Origin of the sequence: Streptomyces hokutonensis (genome assembly GCF_042751305.1) — a bacterium.
In the GTDB taxonomy this organism is placed as follows: domain Bacteria; phylum Actinomycetota; class Actinomycetes; order Streptomycetales; family Streptomycetaceae; genus Streptomyces; species Streptomyces hokutonensis_A.
The window spans coordinates 109,918-124,611 of record NZ_JBHYWD010000020.1; the positions used below are offsets into that span (position 1 = coordinate 109,918).

General features: G+C 70.1%; 11 protein-coding genes. 3 read left to right on the forward strand and 8 right to left on the reverse strand.

Features of this window, described 5'->3' with window-relative positions:
- Positions 1-262: 262 nt before the first annotated feature.
- The 3 genes from ACFXC1_RS38340 to ACFXC1_RS38350 form a co-directional block, all read right to left on the reverse strand.
- Entirely contained in the window at positions 263-2,362 is a 2,100-nt protein-coding gene (locus ACFXC1_RS38340; protein ID WP_381251733.1) for a pentapeptide repeat-containing protein, read from the reverse strand.
- Positions 2,363-2,937: 575 nt separating this feature from the next.
- Positions 2,938-3,363 (reverse strand): hypothetical protein, encoded by a 426-nt coding sequence (locus ACFXC1_RS38345; protein ID WP_381251735.1) that lies wholly within the window; start codon positions 3,361-3,363, stop codon positions 2,938-2,940.
- An 18-nt stretch (positions 3,364-3,381) separates the two neighbouring features.
- Complete coding sequence (locus ACFXC1_RS38350) at positions 3,382-4,767, reverse strand: MFS transporter (protein ID WP_381251737.1); 1,386 nt, start codon at positions 4,765-4,767, stop codon at positions 3,382-3,384.
- Positions 4,768-4,842: 75 nt separating this feature from the next.
- On the opposite strand from ACFXC1_RS38350, the gene ACFXC1_RS38355 reads away from it, so the two are divergent.
- Positions 4,843-5,400, forward strand: a complete 558-nt coding sequence (locus ACFXC1_RS38355; protein ID WP_381251739.1) for a TetR/AcrR family transcriptional regulator — start codon at positions 4,843-4,845, stop codon at positions 5,398-5,400.
- Positions 5,401-5,712: 312 nt separating this feature from the next.
- On the opposite strand, the gene ACFXC1_RS38360 is transcribed toward ACFXC1_RS38355, so the two are convergent.
- Positions 5,713-9,474, reverse strand: a complete 3,762-nt coding sequence (locus tag ACFXC1_RS38360; RefSeq protein WP_381251741.1) for a S8 family serine peptidase — start codon at positions 9,472-9,474, stop codon at positions 5,713-5,715.
- 245 nt (positions 9,475-9,719) lie between these two features.
- Here ACFXC1_RS38360 and ACFXC1_RS38365 point away from each other — a divergent pair, with 245 nt between their 5' ends.
- Positions 9,720-10,688, forward strand: coding sequence for a helix-turn-helix domain-containing protein (locus ACFXC1_RS38365; RefSeq protein WP_381251743.1), 969 nt, complete (start codon positions 9,720-9,722; stop codon positions 10,686-10,688).
- Between the two features lie 40 nt (positions 10,689-10,728).
- Here the strand turns inward: ACFXC1_RS38365 and ACFXC1_RS38370 are convergent, their stop codons facing one another.
- The 4 genes from ACFXC1_RS38370 to ACFXC1_RS38385 form a co-directional block, all read right to left on the reverse strand.
- Complete coding sequence (locus ACFXC1_RS38370; RefSeq protein ID WP_381251745.1) at positions 10,729-11,265, reverse strand: IS630 family transposase; 537 nt, start codon at positions 11,263-11,265, stop codon at positions 10,729-10,731.
- Entirely contained in the window at positions 11,183-11,452 is a 270-nt protein-coding gene (locus tag ACFXC1_RS38375; protein ID WP_381251747.1) for a helix-turn-helix domain-containing protein, read from the reverse strand. Before ACFXC1_RS38375 ends, ACFXC1_RS38370 begins: the two co-directional genes overlap by 83 nt.
- Before the next feature lie 187 nt (positions 11,453-11,639).
- On the reverse strand, positions 11,640-12,299 hold the full coding sequence (locus ACFXC1_RS38380) for a response regulator transcription factor (RefSeq protein WP_124000713.1): 660 nt from the start codon (positions 12,297-12,299) through the stop codon (positions 11,640-11,642).
- Positions 12,296-13,480 carry a sensor histidine kinase gene (locus ACFXC1_RS38385; protein WP_381251749.1) on the reverse strand — a complete coding sequence of 395 codons (1,185 nt, stop codon included), beginning with the start codon at positions 13,478-13,480 and terminating at the stop codon, positions 12,296-12,298. Before ACFXC1_RS38385 ends, ACFXC1_RS38380 begins: the two co-directional genes overlap by 4 nt.
- Before the next feature lie 188 nt (positions 13,481-13,668).
- Here ACFXC1_RS38385 and ACFXC1_RS38390 point away from each other — a divergent pair, with 188 nt between their 5' ends.
- Entirely contained in the window at positions 13,669-14,571 is a 903-nt protein-coding gene (locus tag ACFXC1_RS38390) for an alpha/beta fold hydrolase (protein ID WP_381251751.1), read from the forward strand.
- The last annotated feature ends 123 nt before the right edge of the window (positions 14,572-14,694 follow it).

The following is a 14,694-nucleotide window of genomic DNA, read 5'->3' on the forward strand; positions in this document are numbered from 1 at the left end:
TTTGTGTGTGTTGTTTTTGTGGTGGGGGGTGTGGTGGGGGGGCGGGGGGGCGGGGGGGGGCGGGGGGGGGGGGCCCGCGCCCCCCCCCCCGCGCCCCCCCCCCCCCCACGGCCGCGTTCGCATGAAGACGGGCGTGGCACGGTGTACCGGAAATCGGTGTGACGGCCGGTCGGTACCGCAACAGTGGGCCGGAGGGGCATCTGTCGCGGCGGGGAAGTGGAGCCGGTCGAACTGGATGCGGGGGTTCTTGGACGGCTTCGGTCTACGGTTCGGAGGTTCCCGCGCTGGGGGAGTGGTGCGTGCCGGGGGTGGTGTTGCGTACGCGGAAGGTGCCGTCGGGGGCGGTTTCGGAGCGATCCCGGATAGTCCCGGCGATCGTGCCGGGCCACTTGGTCGTGCTGGACCAGACCGCCTCCGCGAAGTCGGCGCCGTCGGTGCGGGCTCCACTCAGGTCGGCCCCGGCCAGGTCCGCGCCGCGCAGCCGGGCTCCGACCAGCTTGGCCCCTCTGAGGCGCGCTTCGGTCAGGTCGGCTCCGGCCAGGTCCGCGTGGGTGAGGTCGGCGCCCGTCAGCTTCGCTTTGTACAGAAAGGCCAGAGTGAGCCTGGCCCTGATCATCCGGGCCTGGGAAAAGTCCGCGGCGAAGAGATGGGCGCAGGTCAGGTCGGCTTCCGTGAGGATGGCCTTGGTCAGGTCGGCCTCGCTCAGGTCGGCGGAGGTCAGCCGGGCCCGCAGGAGCTTCGCGCCGCGCAGGTCCGCCTTGACCAGGGCGACATCGGTGAGGTCGGAGTCGGTCAGGTCGGCCCCGGTCAGCTTCGTCGCCGAGAACAGGGCACCGGTCAGGTTCGTACGGGTCAGACGGGTACCGGACAGATTCGCGCCCACCAGATAGACGTCGGCCAGGTTCGCGCCGGTAAGGATCGCCCCCGTCACGTCCGCGCTCACGGTGTTCGCTCCGGCCAGGTTCGCGCCCTTCAGATTGGCTCCCGACAGGTTCGCCTGCGTCAGACGTGTCCGGGTCAGGTCGGTCCGGCTCAGGTCGGCGCCCGTCAGGTTCGCTTTCGTGAGGTCGGCCCGGCTGAGGTCCGTTCCGGCGAGGCTCACGCCCACGAGATCGATTCCGTACAGCTGCGCGCCTGACAGGGAAACGGCCGTGCCGGACTTCAGCGCACTCCTGAGGCCGTCCCGCCCGACGGGTCTGGCGGGCCGGGCGGCCCGCGTCTCCTTGCCGCGGCCGACGTCACCGGCGCGGAGCGGCCGGAACGCCGGGGCGGCATCGCAGAAGGCGATCAACAGCCGTTGGCAGAAAGGAGGTTGACTCTTCTCCTTGGACTTGTAGGGCTCGGGCGACCAGCCGTGCACGCGGTACACGTCATCGAAGAGCTGCTCCGAATCTTCCCGCATCCGGTCGGCCGGCCCGATGGGCCAGACGGTTTCCGAGGTCCACAGTGCCCCGGCCAGGTTCGTGCCCGTCAGTTCCGCGCCGCTCAGGTCGGCACCCGTCAGGTCGGCCCGTTCAAGACAGGCCCCGGTCAGGTCGGCACTGGTGAGGTTCGCCCGGACGAGGACCGCCCCGCCCAGGTCCGCTCCGCGCAGTCGTGCTCCCGCGAGGTCCGCGTCCAGCAGGTTCGCGTGCGTCAGGTCCGCTCCGGTCAGGTCGGCCTCTGTCAGCCGTGCCCGGACCAGCCTCGCCGAGCCCAGCTCCGCGCGATCCAGGCGAGCCCGCGTCAGGTCGGCTCCTATCAGATTCGCCACGTAGAAGAAGCTCCGGGACAGGTTCGCCTCCCGAAGGCACACCCCCGGCAGCGTGCCCAGTTGTGCGTAGGCCCAGGGCAGATCCACCCCGGTCAGGTCCGCCCCGTTGAGGTGGGCGCCTTTCAGGTTGACCGGCCTGGCCACCTCCTGCGCGCGGATGCGCCGGGCCAGTTCGTCGGCCCACGGGTACGGTCCGTCGGCGGCCACGGGAGGGTGACCGGGCGGCGTGTACCAGTACCGGCGGTCGGTCAGCCGTATCTCCGTTCCCCTGTCCAGGGCGTCGGGTATCAGGAGCCGGAGCGCGAGCCGGGCGGCCGGCTTGAGCACGATCGGGGTGGCGACCCCCAGGACCAGCGCGATCAGGGACCTGACCGTATTCGCCGCCCCCGCCGTGCCGGCCCAAGCCGCCGCCGTGCAGCCGACTGCCGCGCCCAGGAGCGCGTGCAGGCACAGGCCTGCGGCGAGGGCGCCGGGGCCGGGCCCGTCGGGGTAGTCCCACCGCCCGTACCGGTGTGTGAACGGGTCTTCGTCGCGCAGGAGGGCAGCCCGGACGATGAGACATCTGTAGAGGGCGGCACCGATCAGCCCCCACACCGCATATGACCACATGAGGTAACGATATGGGGCGGGCGTCGATCACCAACAGGGCCATTGCACGGGCTGGTTGACGCCGCACCGGGGTGAGGGACCGGGGTTGCTTCACGGCGCCGGGGCCGGCCGCGAGGGGTCGGTCCCGACACCCCCACCCCGATCGTCCAGATCCAGCCGAGCATCAGTGGCGAGGTCATCGTTTCGTCGTCGGAACCTCCTGCACGATCCGGCCGCCGGCGTTCACAGGTGGTGGGCCGGCCGGTCATGATCCGTGCGGTGTCCGGCTCGGCAGGACACCGCACAGGAAGACGGCCGGGACGACGGGGGCGGGACAGGTCACCGGTAGAGAGCGATGCCGAAGCGGTCGCCTGCACGACCTGGGGTCGCTGCTCGTCGACGTCAGACCTGGAAGCGCCTGCCCCGCGCATGCGTTCGCGTGCGACGGTCCGCCCAGTCGCCCCGGTCCCGGTGCCCGTAGCCGTGGCGACCGATGCGGTGGCCGCGTCGTGTGCGCGGCACACGACGGGTGTCTGCGAGGCGAACTCGCCGCATCCGCGCGGTGCTGCTGCGAAGCGCAAGGACGGCTCGTACTCCTACAGTGCCCACGCCCGCGGCGGTGAGGCCCCAGGGGATCGTCCGCCGTCCGTCGTCCAGGGCCCGCCCGGCCTGCGGCTGGACCGCGGCCGCACAGGCGGCGAGCACCGACACCGCAGCGCCGGTGGCAACGGTGCTGAGCCCGGCGCCCCGGCCGGAGACGGGCAGGAACCGATACCGACCGACAGGGCCGCGGTCGCGGCGGCCAGTGCGGCGGTCGGGGCCAGGAACGTCGGATCGGCCGGCCGCCGGGCCAGGCCGAGCACCGTCTGCCGGATTCTGGGCAGCGACGGTACGACGGGCACGCGCAAAGAGGCCCGTCCGGCGACCGCCGCGCCCAGCGCGGCCAGCACGACGAACAACAGCCGCAGGCTGCCGGCCCGCACCAGGACGCCGCCGAGCAGCGGGTCGTAGCCGCGCGGCATGCGTGACGGCCGACTCCTTCATCGGTTGAAGGGTTCCCCCGTCTCGGCGTCGAATGGCACGGCGAACTGTCCTTCCACGACGGCGGAGGGAGACGGATGGTCAGAGGCGGCTCCAGCGACGGCAGGCTCCATGCGCCGGTCGGCACTCCTGGCCCTGAGCGTGCGGAGCCGCTGTGCGATGAGCGCAAGGGCGCTGAAGGCCATGACGGCGGTGCTGTAGACGACCGAGGTGTCGTGCAGGCCCACGTTCGTGGTGGCGAACCCGGCGATCACGGCCGGGATGCTGAAGGCCAGGTAGGAGATGACGAAGGCGACCGCGAAGAGTTCGCCCCGCTCGGTCGGGCGGGCGATGCGGGCCAGCGTGCCGAAACTGGCCAGGGCCGATCCGCCGAAGCCGATGCCGGCGATGGCCGTGCCGAGCGCGGCCGTCGTCAGTGAGTTGGCCTGCACTCCGGTGAGGCCCACCGCCGTGCCGAGGAGCAGCAGGGCGGCTGCGAGGGCGAGAGTGTGCTGGGTGGGCCAGCCGCGCAGCGCGAAGACCGTGATCGAAGCGGGTCCGCAGAGCAGGGTGACCACGAGCCCGCCGATGACATGGTTGGACAGGCCGAACAGGTTGGCGGCCACGGACGGACCGAGGGAGAGATACAGCCCGCCGAGGGCCCAGCTCGCCACCAGGATCGGTACGAGCGCGATGAGGTCCGTGCGGAGTCGTGGGGCAACGCCCAGGCGAGGCTGCAACGACCGTACTGCGCCGGGACGGCGCTGTGCCGTCTCGGGCAGCAGGGCGACGAGCAGGCCGGCGAGGACCAGTCCCGCGAGCAGCAGCTCGTACACCAGGTGGGTCGGCTGCGGGCCGTACTGTGCCAGGACGCCGGTTCCCAACGCCCCCAGACCCAGTCCGAACGTCGGGGCCGCACCGGTGATGACGCCGGCACGGTGCGGTGCGTGGGGCGGGTTGAGATCGACCAGGGTCGCACCGAGTGTCGTCATGGCGGCGCCAGTGGCGATGCCCTGCACGAAGCGCGCGATCAGAAGTACGGAGACGTCACCGGCGACGATGAACAGTGCCATTGCCACCGCTTCGAGGACGATGGCCGAGGCCAGAACCGGTCGGCGGCCGATGTGATCGGACAGCGCTCCGAGCACGAGAAGCGCCGCGATCATACCGACGACGTACACCGCGAAGACGGTGGTCAGCGTGGTCGCCGAGAAGCTCCATTCGTGCTGGTAGATCACGTAGAGCGGTGACGGTGCGCTCGACGCGGCCATGAAGAGGACGAAGACGGCCGCGATGGAGGCGAAGGCGGCCGGCCGGCTCAGTCCGCGCCGCAGGATGCCCTGCTGTGAGTCGAACGGGGCTGCGGTCGAGGAGGTCTTCATGTCATGCACGGGTGCGTCAGACATGAGCTCCTCCGAATGCAGCGATCGTTGCGTTAGTCATGGTGGCCCTAACGCAGCGATGAGTGCGATAATTTCCGCATGACCGAACCAGTTGTTCAGGCCCGTCCCGGAGGCCGTTCCGCGCGGGTACGGGCATCCGTTCACCGAGCGGTCGCGGAGCTGCTCGCCGAGGAGCCGGACGAGGTACTGACCATTCCCGCCGTCGCGGCGCGGGCCGGCGTGCACGCGACCACGGTCTACCGGCGCTGGGGTTCTGTGGCCCAGCTACTGGCGGATGTCGCCACCAGTCGGTTCAGCGGCGACGTCGTCGTGCCGGACACGGGGTCGCTGGTGGGGGACCTGGAACGGTGGATGAGCGATGTGGCCACCGACCTTGCCGACCCCGACGTGCTCGCCCTGATGCGGGCGACGATCGGTTCGGGTCCGGCAGGCGGCTGCGCCTGCACAGCCGACCGGCACGACCAGCTCGGCGCGATCATCGAGCGGGAGCGAGCCCGGGGAGGCAAGGTCCCGAGCGTGGAGCGGGCCATCGACACACTGCTGGGTCCGCTGTACTACCGCGCCATCTTCAGCGAGGAGCCCGCGTCCAGTGAGTGGGCGCGCGGCCTGGTGGCGAGCTTGATCGCGGCGATCTAGTACGGGTGTGTCGATTCGGCGGGGGCGCTGGCGAAACCGGGTGAAGCCACGGTGGCAGCAAGCCATGCGGCGACAACGGTACACATGGTCGATCTCCCACCGGACGAGTGATGACCCAGACATTCGATGAATGTGCGGAAAGGAGGTCCCCAAGTCCTGGATCTGGGACGGAAATATCTGCCGCCATCCGATCTCTCTGGGAAGGAGTGCGGCCATTTCGTCGCCAGGAAGATCGTCCGAACGGTCCGTCCGTGGGGACGTGTGCCCCCCGGACGGACCGCTCTTGACTCGCGTGCGATCCGTGGCGGTGCGTCAGCGCAGGCCGAACGCCCGGATCACCGTCTGGTGCACCGCGTTGCCCGCCGAGTCCCGGGCGCTCGCCCTGAGTGAGGCGTAGGACGCCTTCTTCGGTGCGTCCAGGCGGAACCGCCCGGCATGGTCACTGGTGACCCGGTGCCATGTCGTGCCGTCGTCGTAGGACATCTCCAGGGTGACCGCGCCGAGCCGGCCGGCGCCGACGGCGCCCGGCAGCTGAGCGGCGGAGGCGGACAGGGAGTCGTGCCGTCCGGCCCGCCCGGCCGAGTCGGTGCCGACCTCGTAGTCGATCTGCACCAGCGGCAGCACCGCTGCGGAGCCGTCCGCCGGCGCATTCGAGGTGAAGTCCCACTCGGTGCGCGTACTGGAGGAGTACGGGGTGAACGACACGTCGCGCTTGCTGGTGACGACCAGCCGGTACGGGAGTCTTCCGGTGCCGGGTGCGTCGCCCGAGACGTTCGTGAAGGTTCCCGTGCCCAACTGCGTGGTGCCCTGGTAGAGCGTCTGGCGCTGCTCCGCTCCGCCGTCGATCTGGTTCATGCCGACGTGGGTGCGGCTGCCAAAGGCCGGGGTGTCGAGGTACAGGTGGTCACCCGTGCGCTTGGGCAGACTGTAGGTGTCGTTCAGGTAGGGCCGTTCGATCGGCTTGAACCACTCCTCCGACTGCGTGCTGCCCGCCCGGTAGGAGGTCTTGGCCCCGGCTTCGAAGACCATGCCGTCCGCGTAGGCGCTCTGGCTCCAGCTGTGGTAGCCGCCGGTGGAGACCCAGTCGGTACGCCTGCCCCGGACCGGTTCCGGCATCATCGAACCGATCGCCCAGCCGTCGTAGGCGGGCCAGTCGAACCGGAACTCGCCGCCGGTGCTGCCCGGGGCGGGGCTGTCGAAGGTCTCGTCGATCCGGGCGAGGTTCTTGGCGCTGCCCTGCACCAGCAGGTGGGCGGGGATCTCGTTGTGCCAGGTCCGGTCGAGGTCGTAGACGTACGGGCTCACGGGCGCGGATCCGACCGTGACCGTGGCGCCCCGGGTCCGGGACTGCTGTACGAGCTTCTCGCCCTCGTCGGTGCTGAGCAGGCCCACGTCGAGCCGGACGGGCGTCGAGCTGAACGGTGCGTTGTAGGAGCGGAAGCCGCGGCCGTCCACGTTGTTCACGACGAGCATGAGCTTCGCGCCCGCGGCCACCGCGGCGGCGGCCTGGTCCCTGTCGGACACGTCGTCGTTACGGCGTACCACCACGGCCTTGCCGCGCACGTCGAGGTGGGCGTAGTCGGTGGTCGCGCCCTCCCCGGCGAAGACCAGCGGGAGCTTGACGGTGCCCTCGGGCAGGGGCGTGACGCCGTCCTGGCGCAGCGCGTCGGTGAAGTCGGTCGTCCTGGTGGAGACGGACAGTGCGGGCTGCTCCTTGCGCCAGCGGGCCGCCAGGTAGAAGTCACCATGGGTGACCTTGTGGGTGGTCGGCTGGGCCCAGAGGCTGTCGTAGTTGGTCTGGGTCTCCATGTAGTCGCGCCAGGCCTGGCCGCCCATCAGGCGGGTGTAGTCCAGTCGTTGGTAGGTCGTCTCGGTCCGCTGAGGGGTCGTCATGTCAACGCGTTCGATCTTGGACGCGTCGAGCGTGACGGTGGTGTCGCGGTCCATGCGGACGTCGGGGTCGCCGAGCAGCGCCATGCCCCAGGAGTGGGGGCCGTGGACGCCCTGCACCGTCTTGAAGGACAGCACCGAGTACACGTCGTTCGGCAGGTACATCTGGCCCGTGCCGGAGTCGTCGATCTCGATGAACGCCGGCGAGTCGTCGCCGGACCTGAGCAGTTCGACCACGCCTGACATCGGTCGCCCCTGGGCGTCCTTGAACCGCATGGTCAGCTTGTGCTCGAGGTCCCCGAGGGAGACGGCGGTGTGCGCCGCGACCTCGCCGGCCGTGGTCTTCGCGACGACCTGGCCGGTGTACCGGCCGCCCGTGGTGACGCCCGAGCCGTCGATGGCCACGGTGGCACCGGCGGAGCCGTGTGCCGGCACGGCCACCTGGGAGGCGGAGAGCCGGAACACCCCGCTGGGGGCGTGTGCCGCCTCGACGCTCAGCGCGAGGGTGACGGGTTTGTCCGTGGTGTTGGTGTACGTCACGGGGCGCTGCACGCCGCCGGCGGAACTCTGCGGAACCTGCGCGGCGTACGCGGTCGCGGTGGCGAAGACCCCGGCGTGCGCGGCCGCGGCGACGTCGAGACGGCCGCTGCCCGCCTGGAAGGCGTCGTACTGCGGGGTCTGCCGGGAGCTGCTGGTCAGCAGGTCCTTCAGCTGGCTTCCGGTGAGGTCCGGGTGGGCGGCGGCCATCAGCGCGGCGGCGCCCGCCACGTGGGGCGTGGCCATGGAAGTGCCGCTCATGGTCTGGTAGGCGCCCTCGCCGTTGCCGTCGAACTGGGAGTTGGCCGCGAGGATGCCGACGCCGGGGGCGGTGATCTCCGGCTTCAGCGCGCCGTCCACGCGGGGGCCCTGACTGGAGAACTCGGCCACCGAGTCACCGGAGTCGACGGCCCCCACGGTCAGCGCGTCGCTCGCCGCGCCCGGCGCGCCGATGGTGGCGGGCGCCCCGGAGTTGCCCGCGGCGACGACGAACAGCGCACCGGTCTCGGCACTGAGCGTGTCGACGGCCTGGCTGAGGGGGTCGGTTCCGTCGGACGGCTGATTGTCGCCGAGGCTCATGTTGATGATCTTGGCGTGCTGGTCGACGGCGGCCCATTCCATGCCGGCCAGGACCCAGGAGGTCTGACCGGACCCGGTGTCGTCCAGCACCTTGCCGATGTCGAGGCGGGCGCCGGGGGCGACACCCTTCTCCGTGCCGTCGGAGGCCGCGCCGGTACCGGCAATGATGGACGCGACGTGCGTGCCGTGACCGAAGTGGTCGTCCGTGTTCTCGTCCGGTACGAAGCTCTGACGGTCCGCGACGCGGTCCGCGAGGTCGGGGTGTCCCGCGTCGACTCCGGTGTCCAGGACGGCCACGTCGACGCCCTGTCCGGTGTCGCCGTTCGCCCAGACCTGGGGGGCGCCGATCTGCGCCGTGCTGTCGGCGAGGTCGGCGTGGACGAGGCCGTCCAGCCAGATGTGTGCGATCCCGTCGGCGAGGGCCGGTGCGGCGGACTGCTTGCGGACCCCGTCGGCCGACGGCGACGCGGTCACGGACGTCCAGAAGTCCGCGGCGTGCGCGCGGTCCTCGGTGACGGCGCCGCCGTCGATGCCGGCGAGGGTACGGACCCGGGTCGCCCCGTCGGGCAGGGCGGCGGCGTTGCCGCGGACCTCGGCGGCGTGCGTGTAGGAGACGATGAGCGGCAGCCGGTCGCGGTGCGCGTCGTCGTACCTGTCGGCGATCATGGCCGTGATGTTGAACAGCTGCCGGTCCAGGATGCCCTTGGCCACGAACGGAAGCACCGACTCGGGGAACACGTAGAGGTCGTCGCCCGACGTCAGGATGTGGGTCTGCACCGGGCGCCCGTCGGCGCCGCGGACGCTGACGACGCCCCCGGTCCCGCTGCCGGTGCTCGGGCTCTGCCGGGTGGTGACCACGTCTCCGGTGATCAACGTCACCGAGTGGTCGCCCGCGGGCACCCGGTCGGACATGGACGCGGTGGACGGGGATGCGGTGGGCAGGTGGTCGGCGGCGGGACGGGCCGCCGGGGACGCGAAGGCCGTTGCGTCGTAGGGGCCGGACAGCGCCAACGCCAGGGCGCCGGCGGCAACCGGCACACTCCAGCGTCTGCGGTGATGCGCTTTCACAGGGTCTCTCCCGGCTCGCGGTAGGGCAGAGGACGCTCGTCCTCTGCCCTACAAGTGGCGCCGCCTGACCGGTCGTAGACACCGGGGGCGCTCGGAATCCGTCCACAGGTGGCGTGAACGTTCAAAGTGAAAGCTTGTGAATGGCGAATGTCTAGACCAAAATCGTGTCCTACATCGCCAGTTGGCGATTCGCGCCACGGCCGTCCCGACAGCTCGACGGACGGCGATCGCTGGGAGGGCAACCGGTGCTGAGCACCCTGGGGATCAGCGAGTTCGACGAACAGGTCTACCGCACCTACCTCACCACGTCGGACCGGACGGCGGCCGGGATCGCCGAGACCCTGGGCACCACGCCCGGCCGGATCAGACGCGCCGTCTCCCGGTTGGTGGAACTGGGCATGCTGAGAAAGGAAGGACCCGGCCAGTACCGGCCGGTCGGCCCGCACACCGCGCTCAGGGCACTGGTCGCCAGACGACGGGCCGAGACCGAGGCGGCGTTTACCGCCGTGTGGGGCACCGTCGACGATCTGGCGGACGACTACCGCGCCCATCGGCTGCAGGAGGATCCGACCGGACTGGTGGAGGTGATCACCGGCGAGGCAGAGATCACGCTGCGCGTCGCCGAACTGATGCAGTCGGTCCGCACTCATTTCTGGGTGCTCGACCGACCTCCCTATCTCGGCCCCTACAGCACCGAGTTGGAAGAGGCCCTGACGATGGACCTGCTGGGCCGCGGCGTCGACATACGGTCGGTCTACACCCAGGAGGCACTGGCACAGCCGGGCCGGTTCGAACTGATCACCCACCTCGCCCAGATCGGCGAGCAGGCCCGCATCCTGCCGACCCTGCCCTTCCGGCTGCGCATCATGGACCGGCGCGTCGCGCTGGTCGCGCTGGTCCCGGGCCGCTACGACAGGATCGCCGTCGTCCATCAGTCGGGCCTGCTCGATGCGCTCCTCGAATTGTTCGACTCCTACTGGCAGCGTGCGCAATCCCTCGTCGCGACCGCTCCGGCGGCGCCCGACGGGCCGAGCCCGCAGGACCTCCTGCTGCTGAAGATGATGCACGCGGGTTACAAGGACCACGCGATCGCACGGCAGTTGGGGACGAGCGCGCGCACGGTGACCCGCCGGATCGGGGCGATCGCGTCCGGCCTCGGCCTCGAAACCCGCTTCCAGGTGGGCGTCGAGGCGGCCAAGAGAGGCTGGATCTAGTGCCGCTCCGCGCAAGTCCGTGGAGGGGTGTGAGGACTGTTCACGTGGTCTTGAGCGGGGTTCCGTCGTAGGTCCACTTGTATGGCTTCGCGGATTCGTTGCGGCCGGTGACGTAGACGTCCAGTTTGTCGATGAGGTCGTCGCGGCTGGAGAAGTCGCCGTGGCGGAGGACGCGGCGGGTCATGGCAGAGAAGTACAGCTCGATTTGGTTCAGCCAGGAGGCGTGCGGCGGGGTCCAGTGCACGGTCCATCGGGGGTGGGTTGCCAGCCACTTCTTGGTGTGCTTGGCGGTGTGGGAGGACCCATTGTCCAGAACCATGTGAATTTCCTGGCCGGGGGCGATGATCGCATCAAGCTGGTCGAGGAAGGCAGTGAAGGTCACCGCGTCGTTTCGGGCGATTACCTCGGTGAGGACCTCGCCGGTGAGCACGTCCAGGGCAGCGATCAGGGATGCGGTGCGGTGGCGGCGGTACTCGAACTCCTCGATGGCGGGCTCACCGGGCCGGGCGGTGCGACCAGGTCGCCGCCGGGTGCGGGGGTGCGCTGGTGGTCGCCGCCACGATCGCCACCTGCACACCGGGGCCGTAGGTCTTGGGACGTCCCGAGCGGCAGGCGTCCTTGAGTCCGTCCGGCCCCTGGAGTGCGAACCGGCCACGCCACGTGCGGACCGTGTCCACGGTGACCGCCAACTCCCCTGCGATGGCACCGTTACTCAACCCCTCGGCGGCGGCCGGCACGATCCGCGCCCGGAGAACCTCTCTCACCTGTGCATTTGTCGAGAGGGTCACCCCTGTCAGACGCTCGCGCACTGCCTCGTCCAGTTCCACCACCACGGCATCCACGCCCGGCACCCCGCCCGCCCGCCCAGCCAAAGACTCCAAGGAGCACGGTGTTCCCAGGGGTGTTTCGTCACCGACTGTGACCACCGTTTCGCGGTCGCGCTCGGCGGGCTCAGGGGTAGAGGCCGGCCCGGAAGGTGAAGGAAACAAGTTGCGCCCGGTCACGTGCGCCGACCTTCGTCATGGCCCGCACGGCGTGCGTCTTCACGGTGAACGGCGAGACGTACAACAGGGCAGCGATCTCGTCGTTGCCGAGACCGCTGGCAATGAGAACGATCACGTCCCGTTCCCTGGGTGTCAGAGCGCCGAAGCGTCGCAGCAGTTCCTGGTCGATCACCGGGGGCGGACTGTCGGTCATGTGACCGATGAGCGCGGCCGTCGCGGCGGCGGACAGCGCACCGCCACCGGCGAGGACCTCGGTGATTCCGGCGACGAGTTCAGCGGGGCTGACGGTCTTGCTGAGGAAACCGTTGGCACCCGCACGAAGGGCGGCGAGAACGATGTCGTCGTGGTCGAAGGTGGTCAGCACGATCACCCGCAGCTTTTCGGGCGGGTGCTCCTTGCGGATCCGGCGGGTGGCTTCGACGCCGTCGATGCCGGGCATCCGGATGTCCATCAGGACCAGGTCGACGGGGTGAGTCCGCAGGAAGGGAACGGCCTGGAGCCCATCGGAGAGATCACCCGCGACAACGAGACCCGGGTCGAGCAGAAGCATCGCCCGGATGCCGGCCCTGATGTCGTCCTGGTCGTCGACGATCAGAATCTGCGTCATCGGACGACAACTCCCGCAGGGCTGAACTCCGCACGGACCCGGAACCGCCCGCCGTCACTGTCGATCGTCAGCCGCCCACCGGAGGACTCGACGCGTTCGCGCATCCCCACGAGTCCGAGTCCACTGCCCGGGTCGGAGCCGTGCGGCGAAAGACCGACGCGATTTTCCACGGTGGCGCAGATCCTGCCGTCGTGTTCGCGCACATCCACCGTGGCCGTCCCTTCTCCATGCCGGTAGGCATTCGTCAGTGCTTCCTGAACGACCCGGTAGACCGTCACGCCAACGCTGGGCTCCACGAACACGGCGGGGACTGCGATGGAGGACCGGACGTCGAGGCCGATGCTCCCGAAAGAGGCGACAAGTCCCTCCAGACCGCTCAGCGCCGGGATCGGCCGGAGCGCCTCACCGTCAGGGATGTCGTCCTGGCGGCGCAGGAGCGCGAGGATCCGTTGCGTCTCGACGACGACGGTGCGGGCGCTGGACCTGGCTGACACGAGGGCCTGCCGGGACGACTCGGCGCCTTCGGGAAGCCCGATCTCCGCTGCGCCGAGATGCATGCTCAGCATCGCGACCTGGTGGCCGATCACGTCGTGGAGGTCCCGGGCTATACGCAGTCGTTCCTCGGTCACTCGTCGGGTGGCCTCGATCTCGCGGGTGGCGATGGCTCTTTCGGCTCTTTCCTTCAACATCCACCAGTGGTCTCGGTGGAGGTGGAGCGCTCCCCCGGTCGCACCTCCCGCTATGGCCGAGAAGAGGGCGGCGGCGCCCACGACCGCGCCACCACGGAATCCCCCCAACGTCATGTACGCGCCCAGGAAGAACGCCGCCACGATGACGGTTCCGACCAGCGGCTGCTTTCCCCTGAAGGTGACCGAGAGCAGCACGAGCACCGCCATCATCCACACCGACAGGGGGTCCTGGCCCACCGCTGTGACGGCGAAGGACGCCGCGCTCGTCACGACCAGTCCTGCCCACGGCTTCCACCATGACAGGGCGACACCACCACCGGCGAGCAGTACGGCCAGGACCGTCGGCCAACCCGACCCCCTCAGTACCAATGCCACGATCTGACCGGTGAACACCAGCGCGGCCACTGAATAGGCGACGCGGTGCAGCACCTCGGGGCGACGCACCCACAGAGGTGTCGCGGGCCCGTCCTGATCGTTCTGCGTCTTGACCATGACCTGATTCTCGTTCGCGTGCGCGGTGGCCGTGTACTTCGAACGATGTAGACGGCGAATCTGCTCCACCCGCTTCAGGCGGGAGAAGTACCGGGAGAAGTACTTCGTTCGAAGTACGCGGCCCTGCCCGAGGAACACCAGACTCCTCAACGAGGCAACCGCCTCGCACCAATACGCAGGGAAACTCCATGACTCAGAGCACCACATCTTCGAGTACGACGAGCCCCTTCGGGCGCCGGTCCTTGCGGCACGCCGCTGTGGTCGCGCTGTCGGCGCTGGCCCTCGCCGCCATCCCGGTCGCCGCGCATGCCCTGAATTCCGGCCCGGCAGCGACGACCACAGGCATCCACGCGGCGGGCGCCACGGCCCGCAGCGGCCCCAAGCCGACGGTGGTGCTGGTGCACGGCGCGTTCGCCGACTCCTCCGGCTGGTACGGCGTGATGGACAAGCTGCGCAAGGACGGCTATCCCGTCCGTGCGCTGAACACTCCACTGCGCGGCCTCACCAGCGACGCCGCATACATCCGCGGCTTCCTGGACACCATCAAGGGGCCGATCATCCTGGTGGGCCACTCCTACGGCGGCGCGGTCATCACCAACTCTGCGGCCGGCGACCCCGATGTAAAGGCGCTGGTGTACGTGGCTGCCCTGGTGCCGGACGCCGGGGAGACACTGGGCGACGTCACCGCGCACCCGGTCGCCAATCCCATTCCCGCACTACCGCTCCAGGCGGTGCCGATCACCGGGGCGGACGGCACCCAGGAGGTCGAACTCACCCTCGATCCGGCCAAGTTCCCGGCCTTCTTCGCCGCCGGCGTCAGCCCCGGCAAGGCAGCCGACATGGCCGACGCCCAGAATCCGGTCAACGCCGCGGCATTCAACCAGCCCAGCGCCGCGGCGGCGTGGCGGACCATCCCGTCCTGGTACCTCGTCGCCAAACAGGACCACATACTCAGCCCTGACCTAGAGCGGTGGATGGCCAAGCGCGCGGGGGCCCACACCGTGGAGATCAACTCATCCCACGCGGCGATGGTCAGCCACCCCGGGGCCGTCAAGAACCTGATCGAGCAGGCCGACCGCGGCACCAACTGACCCACCGGCGAGCCCCCCCGGGGGGGGGGGGCCCCCCCCCCCCCCCCGGGCCCCCCCCCCCCCCGCCCCCCGGCCCCCCCCGGGCGCCCCCCCCCCCCGCGCGAACCACCAAAACCCCCCCCC

What these genes read in the sequence shown, in the direction of transcription:
- ACFXC1_RS38345 (WP_381251735.1), bottom strand. Translation starts at nt 3,363, where the DNA reads ATGCCGCGCGGCTACGACCCGCTGCTCGGCGGCGTCCTGGTGCGGGCC.
- ACFXC1_RS38380 (WP_124000713.1), bottom strand. Translation starts at nt 12,299, where the DNA reads ATGACGCAGATTCTGATCGTCGACGACCAGGACGACATCAGGGCCGGC.
- ACFXC1_RS38385 (WP_381251749.1), bottom strand. Translation starts at nt 13,480, where the DNA reads ATGGTCAAGACGCAGAACGATCAGGACGGGCCCGCGACACCTCTGTGG.
- ACFXC1_RS38355 (WP_381251739.1), top strand. Translation starts at nt 4,843, where the DNA reads ATGACCGAACCAGTTGTTCAGGCCCGTCCCGGAGGCCGTTCCGCGCGG.
- ACFXC1_RS38390 (WP_381251751.1), top strand. Translation starts at nt 13,669, where the DNA reads ATGACTCAGAGCACCACATCTTCGAGTACGACGAGCCCCTTCGGGCGC.
- ACFXC1_RS38350 (WP_381251737.1), bottom strand. Translation starts at nt 4,767, where the DNA reads ATGTCTGACGCACCCGTGCATGACATGAAGACCTCCTCGACCGCAGCC.
- ACFXC1_RS38340 (WP_381251733.1), bottom strand. Translation starts at nt 2,362, where the DNA reads ATGTGGTCATATGCGGTGTGGGGGCTGATCGGTGCCGCCCTCTACAGA.